Annotated in this window: 9 protein-coding genes; 8 read left to right on the top strand and 1 reads right to left on the bottom strand. The window is 70.1% G+C overall.

Annotated elements, in window-relative coordinates; genetic code table 11:
- Window positions 1-270: 270 nt before the first annotated feature.
- A complete protein-coding gene (locus tag AC3XYG_RS15310) occupies window positions 271-1329 on the bottom strand; it encodes a DNA topoisomerase IB (RefSeq protein WP_489140703.1) in 1059 nt (352 codons plus the stop codon).
- A 108-nt stretch (window positions 1330-1437) separates the two neighbouring features.
- Here AC3XYG_RS15310 and AC3XYG_RS15305 point away from each other — a divergent pair, with 108 nt between their 5' ends.
- The 8 genes from AC3XYG_RS15305 to AC3XYG_RS15270 all read left to right on the top strand — a co-directional run.
- Window positions 1438-1908, top strand: coding sequence for a YaiI/YqxD family protein (locus AC3XYG_RS15305; RefSeq protein WP_489140704.1), 471 nt, complete (start codon window positions 1438-1440; stop codon window positions 1906-1908).
- 160 nt (window positions 1909-2068) lie between these two features.
- Window positions 2069-2920, top strand: coding sequence for a sugar phosphate isomerase/epimerase family protein (locus tag AC3XYG_RS15300; RefSeq protein WP_489140702.1), 852 nt, complete (start codon window positions 2069-2071; stop codon window positions 2918-2920).
- Window positions 2917-4449: a sugar ABC transporter ATP-binding protein gene (locus AC3XYG_RS15295; protein WP_489140701.1), complete on the top strand. Its 1533-nt coding sequence runs from the start codon at window positions 2917-2919 to the stop codon at window positions 4447-4449. Before AC3XYG_RS15300 ends, AC3XYG_RS15295 begins: the two co-directional genes overlap by 4 nt.
- A complete protein-coding gene (locus AC3XYG_RS15290; RefSeq protein WP_489140700.1) occupies window positions 4446-5426 on the top strand; it encodes an ABC transporter permease in 981 nt (326 codons plus the stop codon). The genes AC3XYG_RS15295 and AC3XYG_RS15290 overlap by 4 nt, the downstream gene beginning before the upstream one ends.
- The gene (locus AC3XYG_RS15285) at window positions 5423-6430 is read left to right on the top strand and encodes an ABC transporter permease (RefSeq protein WP_489140699.1); all 1008 of its coding nucleotides are present in this window, start codon (window positions 5423-5425) and stop codon (window positions 6428-6430) included. The genes AC3XYG_RS15290 and AC3XYG_RS15285 overlap by 4 nt, the downstream gene beginning before the upstream one ends.
- Window positions 6431-6490: 60 nt before the next feature.
- A complete protein-coding gene (locus AC3XYG_RS15280) occupies window positions 6491-7621 on the top strand; it encodes an ABC transporter substrate-binding protein (RefSeq protein ID WP_489140698.1) in 1131 nt (376 codons plus the stop codon).
- Between the two features lie 54 nt (window positions 7622-7675).
- Window positions 7676-8947, top strand: a complete 1272-nt coding sequence (locus AC3XYG_RS15275) for a metal-dependent hydrolase family protein (RefSeq protein ID WP_489140697.1) — start codon at window positions 7676-7678, stop codon at window positions 8945-8947.
- 4 nt (window positions 8948-8951) lie between these two features.
- The coding region (locus tag AC3XYG_RS15270) for a substrate-binding domain-containing protein (protein ID WP_489140696.1) at window positions 8952-10652 on the top strand (1701 nt) is incomplete at its 3' end.

Here is a 10652-nt window from a genome sequence, read left to right as displayed (position 1 = left end):
GTTCGGACGAAGATCGTTTGGCAGGTGGTTCATGGTTCACCTCACACCGGCGCGGCCTGGCCGCGCGACGGGGTGAACCGGACCCGGAGGTCAGGCTCGCAGCGTCGGCGCCGGCAAAGTCGCACTAGGTCGACTGGGCGTGCTCATCGGAGCGGCGGATCCTTGATTGCATCGGGGGCTGGCCCCGACATCGGTCGTATGACGCTGCGCGACGAAGCGGTCAAGCCGTTTCGGTCGGCTGAACTAATTGTAAGAAATCGGCCATGCGGGTCAGGCGACGGTGCCGTCCAACCGCTTGAGAAATCGCAGCAAAGCGGCCTCGCCGCGCCGGCCATCCGGGTCGTCGCCGAGCGGCCAGCGCAGGCTCACTGCGAGCTGCCCATCGAGATAGGCGCTGACCACGCCGGGATGGACATAACAGGCCCGGCACACCGCCGGCGTGTTGCCTAGTTGCACCGCCACCTGCTGTACGCAGCGGACCACCGCGGCCTTGGTCGGCAGCGCCTCGGGCTCGGGCTTGGCCGACAGCAGCTGTGCCGCCAGCAGGGTGCCGGCCCAGGTGCGGAAATCCTTGGCGGTGAAGTCGTCGCCCGCGATGTCGCGCAGATAGTCGTTCACCTCGTCCGACCCGACGGACTGGCGCTCGCCGGCGTCGTCCAGATACTGGAACAGGCGGTGCCCGGGCAGGTCCTGGCAGGACCGGACGATCCGGGCGATGCGGCGGTCCTTGAAGGCCGACCGATGCAGCACGCCGCTCTTGGCCTTGAACTCGAAGCGGATGGCGCCGCCCTCGACATCGACATGGCGCTTGCGCAGCGTGGTCAGGCCGAAGCTCTTGTTGGTCCTGGCGTATTCGTCGTTGCCGATCCGGATCAGCGTCGCCTCCAGCAGCCGCACGATCGCCGCCAGCACCTTGGCCCGGGTCAGGCCGCGTTCGGCGAGATCGGCATCGACGCGCTTGCGGATGCGGGGCAGGGCCCGGCCGAAGGCGATCATGCGGCCGTATTTCGTCTCTGCCCGCGCTTCCTTCCAGCGCGGGTGGTAGCGGTACTGCTTGCGTCCGCGCTGGTCGCGCCCGGTGGCCTGCATGTGGCCGCGCGGATCGGGGCAGATCCAGACATCGGTGTAGGCCGGCGGGATGGCCAGGCTGGCGATCCGCTTCAGCGCCGCCGGATCCTGCAGCGCCGTCCCGTCCGGCAGGCGGTAGGCAAAGCCCTTGCCGGCGCGGCGGCGGCTGATGCCGGGATCGGCATCGGTGACATAGCGCAGCCCGTTCGCCCGCGCCTCGTCGGGCGGGGATCGTTCGGTCGTCGCGGCGATCTCGGCCATGCTGGAGGGTGGTCCTCGGCGGGATGGGCGTTGGAGCAACGGCGCCGCTGCGGCTATGGTTCCGGCCTCTGCCGCAACCCGACCGAAGCCGTGACCGATCCGACCCCGATCCGCATTCTCGTCGACGCCGATGCCTGCCCGGTGAAGGCGGAGATCTACCGCGTCGCAGAGCGCTATGGCCTTGCCGTCTGCGTCGTCACCAATGGCGGGGTGATGGTGCCGCGCGCCCCGCACATCCAGCTGGTGATCGTCGGCGACGGCTTCGATGCGGCCGATGACTGGATCGCCGAGCGCAGCGGGGCCTTGGACATCGTCGTCACTGCCGACATCTTGCTGGCCGACCGGTGCCTGAAATCGGGGTCGACGGTGATCGGCAACACCGGCCGGCCCTTCACCAAGGAATCGATCGGCATGGCGCTGGCCAGCCGGGCGCTGATGGCCGATCTGCGGGCCATGGGCACGGTCGGCGGGGGCAACAAGCCGATGGTGGCCAAGGACAAGTCCACCTTCCTGTCGGCTCTCGACGCCGCGGTGGTGCGGCTGCGCCGCAGCCCGCCGCCGGGGGCGCGGCCCGGCTGATCGTCGGGCGCTCGGCTCGTCCAGCCGGGCGCCGTTTGTCCAGAATGTCGGACATCGCGTCGTGTCGCTGCGTTGACGCTGGCCGGGGCGGCGGCCATCCTTTCCCAAAAGAGAGCCAGGGCGCGGGCGCAAGCCACGGGCCCGGACCTGGGAGGAACGCGTGCAAATCGGCTTCAACCTCCTGGTGATCGGAGGGGCCATCGGGCCCGCTGATCGCCCGGTGCTCGAATCCCTCAAGCGGCACGGCTATGACGGTGTCGAGATCCCGGTCATGTCCGGGACCGAGGCCGATTGTGCCGCGCTGGGCAGGGTGCTCGACGACATCGGCCTGGCCCGCACCTACACCACCGTCATTCCCGACCCGGACCACAGTCCGATGAGCCCGGATGCCGTGATCCGGCGCCGGGCGCGCGACCGGCTGGCCTGGGCGGTCGATTGCGGCCATGCGCTGGGCGCCACGGTCATGGCCGGGCCCTACCATTCGCCGCTCGGCGTGTTCTCCGGGGCGGGGCCGACCGAGGACGAGCTGTCCTGCCTGGCCGAGCTGCTGCATGAGGCGGCGGGCCGGGCGCAGGCCGCCGGCATCCGCCTGTCGATCGAAGCGGTCAACCGGTTCGAATGCTATGCCCTGAACACGATGGAGCAGGCGGCGCGGCTGCGCGCCCGGGTCGGCCACCCGAATTTCGGCTTCATGTATGACACCTTCCACGCCAACATCGAGGAACGGGACCCGGTCGGTGTCATCGGCGCCCATGCCGACGGCATCACGCATATCCACATTTCGGAGAATGACCGCGGCATCCCGGGGCGGGGCCACATTCCGTTCCCCGCTGTGATGCGCGCCATCCGCGCCTCCGGCTATGATGGCTGGCTGACGGTCGAGGCCTTCGGCCGGGCGCTGCCGGATTTGGCCGCCGCCACCCGGGTCTGGCGCGACCTGTTCCCCGATCTCGACATGCTGTTCGCCGAGGCCATTGCCCTGATTCGGCGCGAATGGAGGGCCGCCGCATGACTGCCGCTGCCGCCGCGCCGCGTTTCGAGATGTGCGGCATCCGCAAGGCCTTCCCCGGCGTGGTCGCGCTCGACGCCGTCTCTTTCGCCTGCCGAGCCGGCGAAATCCACGCCCTGTGCGGCGAGAACGGCGCCGGCAATTCGACGCTGATGAAGGTGCTGGGCGGCGTCTACACGCCCGATGCCGGCGAGATCCTGATCGACGGCGTGCCGGCGCGGTTTCCGCATCCCGCCGCGGCCCGCACCGCCGGCATCAGCATCATCCACCAGGAGCTGAGTCTGCTGCCCGACCGGACGGTGGCCGAGAACATCCATCTCGGCATCGAACCGGTGCGCCGCTTCCGGCTGGACCGGGCGGCGATGCGCAACGGCGCCCGGTCGCTGCTGTCGCGCCTGTCGTCGGGCATCGACCCGGACAGGTCGGCCCGCGACCTGACCATCGCCGAACAGCAGACGGTGGAGATCGCCAAGGCGCTGGCGATCGATGCCCGCATCCTGGTGATGGACGAACCGACGGCGGCCCTGGACGATGTCGAGGCGGCCCGGCTGCTCGACCTCGTGCGCGGGCTGAAGGCAGCAGGGGTTGCGGTGGTCTACATCTCGCACCGGATGCCGGAGGTGTTCGCCATCGCCGATGCTGTCACCGTGCTCAAGGATGGCCGGCATGTCGCCACCCGGCCGCGGGCGGAGACCTGCTCCGACGATGTCGTGCGGATGATGGTTGGCCGGCCCCTCAGCGATTATTTCCCGCCGCGTGCCTCGGCGCCGCCGGGCGACCTGGTGCTGCGGGTCGAAGGCGGCGGCAACGCCTCGGTGTTCGATGTCGACCTCACCGTCCGCTGTGGCGAGATCGTCGCCGTTGCCGGTCTCGAAGGCTCCGGCAAGACCGGGCTGGCCCGGGCCGTGGTCGGGGTCGATCCCTTCCTCCGCGGCCGGGTGTGGCTCGGCGCGCGGGAGGGTCGGCCCGGCACTGCCCGGGCCGGGGTCGCCGGTGGCACCGGGCTCGTCCCCGACGACCGCAAGCGCGACGGCCTGGCGCTGATGCAGTCGATCCGGGACAACGGCCTGCTGGCCCGCCGCGGCCTCGCCGGGCTGTTGGCCCGGCCGAAGGGCCGGGCGGTCGGGGCGGACACCATCGACGGCATCCTGAAGGCGGTCGACGTCCGCGCCACCAGCTGGGAGCAGGAGGTGCGGTTGGTGTCGGGCGGCAACCAGCAGAAGGCGATCCTGGCCCGCTGGCTGGCCTGCGACCCGGCCCTGCTGGTCTTCGCTGAGCCGACCCGCGGCGTCGACGTCGCGGCCAAGGCGGCGATCTATCGGCTGATGCGCGAATTCGTCGATCGCGGGCGTGGGATCCTGGTCGTCACCTCGGATCTGCCGGAGGCGCTGGGCCTGGCCGACCGCATCCTGGTGATGCGGGCCGGCCGGATCGTCGGCGAACGGCCGGGCGGCGCGACGGAGGAAGAGATCATGGCGCTGGCGACCGGACACCGGTCGGACGCGCCGGTGATCCAGGCTGGTGTGGCATGAGCACGATCGTCGCCACCGGCCGGCCGCGCCGCCGTATCGAGCCGCCGGTGCCGCTGATCCTGATTGGGGCCTCCGCCATCGCCTTCGCCGTCACCGCGATCGCCACCGGGCAGGCGGCGCAGCTTTCGGCCGACGGCGTCATCGCCGTGCTGGAGCGGATCGTCGCGCTCGGCTTCGTGGCGCTGGGCCAGACCTTTGTCATCCTGGCCCGTTCGATCGACCTGTCGGTGGCCAATCTGGTCAGCGTCGCCGCGGTTATGGCGTCTTGGATGATGCAGGGCAACCCGGCGATGATGCTGCCGGCGGTGGCGGCGGTGCTGGCCATCTCCGCCCTGGTCGGCGTGGTGAACGGGCTGCTGGTCACCCGGCTGGAAATCAACCCGCTGATCGCCACGCTGGGTGTCGGGCTGATCCTGCAGGGGCTGCTCAGCGCCTCCTTCCAGAACTTCGCCGGGGCGGTGCCGGAAAGCTTCCAGGTCCTGGCCTATGGCCAGATCGGCCCGGTGCCCTATCCGGTGATCGGGCTGTTCGTGCTGACCGGCTGCGCCGCCTTTGTGCTGCGGTCGACCCGCTTCGGTGCCCATCTCTATGCCACCGGCGGCAACCCGGATGGCGCCCGCCTGGCCGGCATCCGCACTCACCGGGTTACGATCGGGGCCCATGTGATCTGCAGCCTCGGCGCCGGGCTGACCGGGCTGTACCTCGCCAGCCGGCTGCGCTCGGGCGCGCCCTGGGTCGGGCGTGACGGCGTCTACGATCTCGAATCTATCGCTGTGGTGGTGATCGGCGGCACCATCCTGGCCGGCGGCCGCGGCGGTGTCTGGGGCACGCTGGCCGGCGTCATCATGTTCGGCACGCTCGATGCGGTGTTCAACATGGTCGGCATCGACGCCTTCGTGAAGCAGGTGCTGCGCGGCGCCATCGTCATCATCGCGGTAGCCGTCTACGCCTATCGCACGCGGGGGCATGTGGCATGATCGAGACCACGGAGCGTCGTCCGCTCGATCTAACCGTACCCGCGCCGTCGCCGTTGCGCCGGCTCGCTGCCATCCGCCCCGCCTATCTGGTGCTGATCCTGTTGCTGGTCGCGATCGCGGTGGCCAGCCCGGCGTTCCTGGAGCCGAACGGCTACATGAACTTCCTGCGCCGGGCGGCGCCGCTGGTCATCCTGGCCGCCGGGCAGCTGTTCGTCATCGTGGTCGGCGGCTTCGACCTTTCGGTCGGCTCGCTGATCACCCTGGTGGTGATGGCCGCCTCGCTGCTGATCCAGGGCGACCCGGCGCAAAGCTGGTGGGTGATCGCGCTGCTGTACGGCATCGGCCTCGCCGTCGGCCTGGTCAACGGCCTGGTCGTGTCCTGGCTGAAGGTCCCGTCGATCATCGCCACGCTCGGCGCGCTGCTGTCGTTGAAGGGCATCGCACTGGCCTGGTCCGGCGGGTCACCCCAGGGCTACCTGCCCGACAATTTCCGCGATTTCGGCCGGCTGACCTGGCGCGGCATCCCGGGGATCGAGATGTTGCCGCTGGCCGTCATCGTCATGGTGGTCGCCGTGGCGCTGCTGTGGTGGCTGATGCACGGCACCGTGCTGGGCCGGCTGCTGCTCGCGGTCGGCGACAATCCCCGTGCGGCGGAGCTGGCCGGCGTGCAGGTGCGGCTGGTGCGCACCATCGCCTTCGTCGTCTCGGCGCTGTCGGCGGTCACGGCCGGCATCCTGCTCGGCGGCTTCGCCGGGGTCTCGACCAATGTCGGCGACGGCTATGAGCTGCAGGCGATCGCCGCCATCGTCATCGGCGGCGCCCAGCTGCTCGGCGGCCGTGGCACGGTGCCCGGCGCTGTCGCCGGCGCGCTCAGCCTGTCGGCCCTGTTCACCCTGCTCAACCTGATCGGCCTGCCCAAGCCGCTGCGCGATGCGGCCCAAGGGTTGATCCTGATCGGTGCCGTCGGCTGGAGCGTCTGGCGTCGCCGAAAGGGAGGTGCATAGGACCAGGCACCGACGACCGTCCGAGAAGCAGCCAAGAACACAAACACGAGGGAGGAACGCATGCGTATCGGGTTGATGATCGGCACCGCTGCCCTGCTGGCCGTTGCGGCCGGCGGTGCGGCACGGGCGCAAAGCTTCGATGATCCGAAGGAATTCGCGGCCCAGCGGGCGATGATGGCGATGACGGCCGAAGGACCGGCGGACAAGCCGTGGGAGCAGCATATCGGCGGCACGATGGTCGACACCGCCAAGTACAAGAAGGCCGGGCCGTACAAGCTGTGCCTGTCCAACGCCGGCGTCGGCAATCCCTGGCGTGTGGTCGGCTGGCTGACGATGCAGGCCGAGGTCGACCTGCACAAGAGCGACGTCGCCTCCTTCACCGTGGCCGACGCGGAGGGCAAGGACGACAAGCAGATCTCGGACATCAAGGCGCTGCTGGCCAGCGGCAAATGCGATGTGCTGATGGTGTCGCCGAACACCACCGCGGCGCTGACCCCGGCGGTGGAGGAAGCCTGCAAGCAGATCCCGGTCATCGTGTTCGACCGCGGCGTGCTGACCGATTGCCCGGTGACCGTGGTCAAGCCGATCGGCGGCTACGCCTTCGGCATCGCCGCAGCCGACTATGTCGCCGCCAACGTGCCGAAGGGCGGCAAGGTGCTGGCGCTGCGGATCCTGCCCGGCGTCGACGTGCTGGAGAACCGCTGGGCCGCGGCCAAGCGCATCTTCGATGAGAAGGGCATCCAGGTAGTCGGGGTCGAATTCACCGATGGTGACCGGGCCAAGACCAAGTCGATCGTCGAGGACTACCTGACCCGGGTCGGCAAGCTCGACGCCGTGTGGATGGACGCCGGGGCGACCAGCGTCGCCGCGATCGAGGCGTTCGAGGACCAGGGCATGGACATCCCGATCGTCACCGGCGAGGACCAGCAGGATTTCCTGCAGAAGTGGAAGCAGTCGGGCATGAAGGCGGTGGCGCCGACCTATCCGGCCTATCAGTGGCGCACCGCCGTCATCGCCGCCCTGCGGGTGCTGAAGGGCGAGCCGGTGCCGGGCCCGTGGTCGCTGCCGCAGCCGACGATCACGACCGACAACCTGGCCAAATACGTCAACGAGAAGATGCCGCCGCTGCACTACGCGATGTGCGGTTGCGAAGGGATGCCGGACTACCCGCAGCGGTGGATCGGCAAGTAGGCAACAGGCGGAGGGTGGGCGCGCCCCGCCCTCCGCCACCGATCGGAGGAGATCATGGGCGATTATCATATCACCGGCGCGATGGTCTGGGACGGCACCGGCCGTGATCCCTATCCCGGCCAGGTCGTGGTCCGGGGCGACCGGATCCACGCCGTGGCCCCCGCGGCCGAGCGGCTGGACGCCGGCGGTTGCGAGACCGTCGACGGCGGCGGTGCGACACTGCTGCCAGGGCTGGTCGAGGGCCATGCGCATCTGTCGTTCTGCGGGGCGCGGACCAACACCGATCTGGGCGACATCCCGACCGAAGAGCATGTGCTGGAGACCATGTGGAATGCCGAGCTGCTGCTCGACCACGGCTTCACCAGCGCCTATTCCGCCGCCAGCGCCAAGATCCGGCTGGACGTGGTGATCCGCGACAAGGTCAATGAAGGCCGGCTGAAGGGCCCGCGCATCCGCGCCGCCAGCCCGGAGATCACTGTGACTGGTGGGCTGGGCGACGAGACCCGGCTGCATCTGGAACGTTCCAGCTTCGGTCTGGTCTGCGACGGGCCGGAGGCGGTTCGCCATGCCGCGCGAGTCTGCATCCGCGAGGGTGTCGACAACATCAAGATCAACATTTCCGGCGACGACTTCGTCGATCCCGCCAAGGGCGGCATGACCGTGATGTCGAAGGCCGAGGTCGAGGCCGCGGTCGAGACCGCGCATGATTTCGGCCGCAAGGTGAACTGCCACGCCCGGGCCAGTGAGGCGGTGAAGCGGGCGATCCGGGCCGGCGTCGATGTGATCTATCACTGCGAGCACGCCGACACCGAGGCGCTGGACCTGCTGGAGGCGGCGAAGGACCGGGTCTTCGTCGGTCCGGCCATCGGCCTGATCTACAACACCATCCATGAGGCGGCCGACTACGGCATCACCGAGGAGAAGGCGCGCAAGCTGGGTATGCATCTGTGCCTAGAGGCGAGCCAGCGGACCTATGCCGAGATGAAACGGCGCGGCATCCGTGTCGTCATCGGCGGCGACTACGGCTTTGCCTGGACGCCGCAGGGCACCAACGCCCGCGATGTCGAGCACTTCGTCAAGCTGTTCGGCTACTCCCCATCCGAGGCGCTGCAATGCGCCACCCGGGTCGGCGGCGAGTTGATGGGCATGGGCGACCGGCTGGGCCAGGTGCGCGAGGGGTTCCTGGCCGACCTCATCATGGTCGACGGCGATCCGCTGCAGGATGTCAGCCTGATCCACGGCCCGATGCGAATGGTGATGAAGGATGGCGTGATGCACCGCCTGTCGCCGCGCCAAGCCGCCCGGGCGGCGGTTGCGGCCGAGTAGCGGCTTGGAGGCTTCCGGCCACCGTCAGTCGGGGGTCGACATCCTGCTCGGGGTTGTCGACCACCTGACCGATGCGCCCGGCGGCTTGCCCGTCATTGCCCTGGCCGAGGGCCTGGCCGTGCCGCGGTCGAGCCTCTACGCCGTGCTGCGGCCGATGCTGGCAGCGGGATGGCTCGACGCGCCGCGGCGCGGGTCGGTCCGGCTTGGTTCCGTCTGGTTCGACTTGGCGGTGGCGCTGGAGGCCGAGGCCGGACGCCGGTCCCGGCCGGCCCCGGTACGCCGCGAGACCGGGGCTCCGACGGCGCGGTCCTTCCTGTGGAACCCGAACTTCACCGAGCTGGTCGACGCATCGCCCCATGCCCAGCCGCCGCCCTATGTCTTCGGCTTCTCCAATGGCTCGCGCGCCAATCTGTGGCGCCAGGGGCTGATCCACGGCGTCCAGTTCGCCGCGGCCGAGCATGCCGACCGGATCGCCGCCCTGCGCATCGCCAACGCCGATGACGACCCGGCGGCGCAGGGACGTGACATCGATGCCTTCCTGGCCATGGGCGTCGACGCGCTGATCGTCAGCCCGCTGGAGACGGAGGCGCTGCTGCCGCCCCTGGCCCGGGCCCGTGCCGCCGGGCTGCCGGTGGTGATGGTCGACCGGCTGCTCGGCGATGCAGCGCATTCGCTGGTCCAGGTCGCGGGTCCCGACACCGCCATCGGCCGGGTGCCGGCGCAATGGCTGGTCGAGACGCTGGGCGGCCGCGGCGGCGTGGTGATGATGGTCGGGTTGCCGGAGATCGGCCCGACGCTGCGGCGGGGCCGGGCGGCGCGCGAGGTGTTCTCGCTGGCGCCCGGCATTCGTATCCTGGAGACGGTCCACACCGAGATGACCGTGGCATCAGGCCGCCGCGCCATGGCCGGGCTGATCGAGCGCTGGGGCGACGATATCGACGGCGTCTGGTGTGATAGCGGGCTACACGGCGCCGGGTCGATCCAGGCCTGGGTCGATGCCGGCCGTGACGGCCGCGTGCCGCCGCACACCGGCGGCGACCAGAACGCGGTTTACCAGCTTGCCATCCTGCACGGCGTGCCGCTAGCGGCGATGGATTTCCCGCCCTCCATGGGCATCCGTGCGGTCGAGGTCGGGCTCGACATCCTGGCCGGCCGAACCCTGCCGCGCCGGATCGAGGTGCACACCCCGCTGGTGATCAGCCGCGGCTACGAGACCGCCTCGGTCCGTGCCGACATCCTGGTCGAGGACCATGTGCGCTGGGACCGGCCGCCGAGCCTCGTCCTCGGCCACGGTATGGGCGATGATTACGACCCGACCACCTTCGCGGTGGGGAAGGGTGCCGCGGCGGATGGGGCCGCCCGGTCGATCCTGCGCACACTCGACATCCTGGTCTGGCTCAAGGCGCATGGCGGCGAGGCCGGCATCGCCGATCTGCGGGAGGCGGTGGCGATGCCACGTTCCTCGCTGCACGATCTGCTCGGCCCGCTGATCGACCACGGCCTGCTGCAGCGCTGCCGTCGCGGCCGCGTCCGGGCCGGGCTGCGGGCCAGTGCCGCCGGCTTCGCCGCGCTCGGCATCGCCGATCTCGTGGCGGCTGTGGAGCCGGCGCTGGACGGGCTGGTGCGGTCGGTCGGCGGCACCGCCGCCCTGGTCGTGCTGCATGGCGAGCGCTGCACCATGGCCCTCAGCCGCGCTGCTGCCGGG

The organism is Inquilinus sp. (genome assembly GCF_057815775.1).
Note: the sequence above shows the minus strand (reverse complement) of the source record. Positions and strands in the feature narration are given on the sequence as shown.

Excerpts from the sequence above, each read along its gene's own strand:
- AC3XYG_RS15285 (WP_489140699.1), top strand. The coding sequence starts at position 5,423 with ATGATCGAGACCACGGAGCGTCGTCCGCTCGATCTAACCGTACCCGCG.
- AC3XYG_RS15280 (WP_489140698.1), top strand. The coding sequence starts at position 6,491 with ATGCGTATCGGGTTGATGATCGGCACCGCTGCCCTGCTGGCCGTTGCG.
- AC3XYG_RS15275 (WP_489140697.1), top strand. The coding sequence starts at position 7,676 with ATGGGCGATTATCATATCACCGGCGCGATGGTCTGGGACGGCACCGGC.
- AC3XYG_RS15295 (WP_489140701.1), top strand. The coding sequence starts at position 2,917 with ATGACTGCCGCTGCCGCCGCGCCGCGTTTCGAGATGTGCGGCATCCGC.
- AC3XYG_RS15290 (WP_489140700.1), top strand. The coding sequence starts at position 4,446 with ATGAGCACGATCGTCGCCACCGGCCGGCCGCGCCGCCGTATCGAGCCG.
- AC3XYG_RS15310 (WP_489140703.1), bottom strand. The coding sequence starts at position 1,329 with ATGGCCGAGATCGCCGCGACGACCGAACGATCCCCGCCCGACGAGGCG.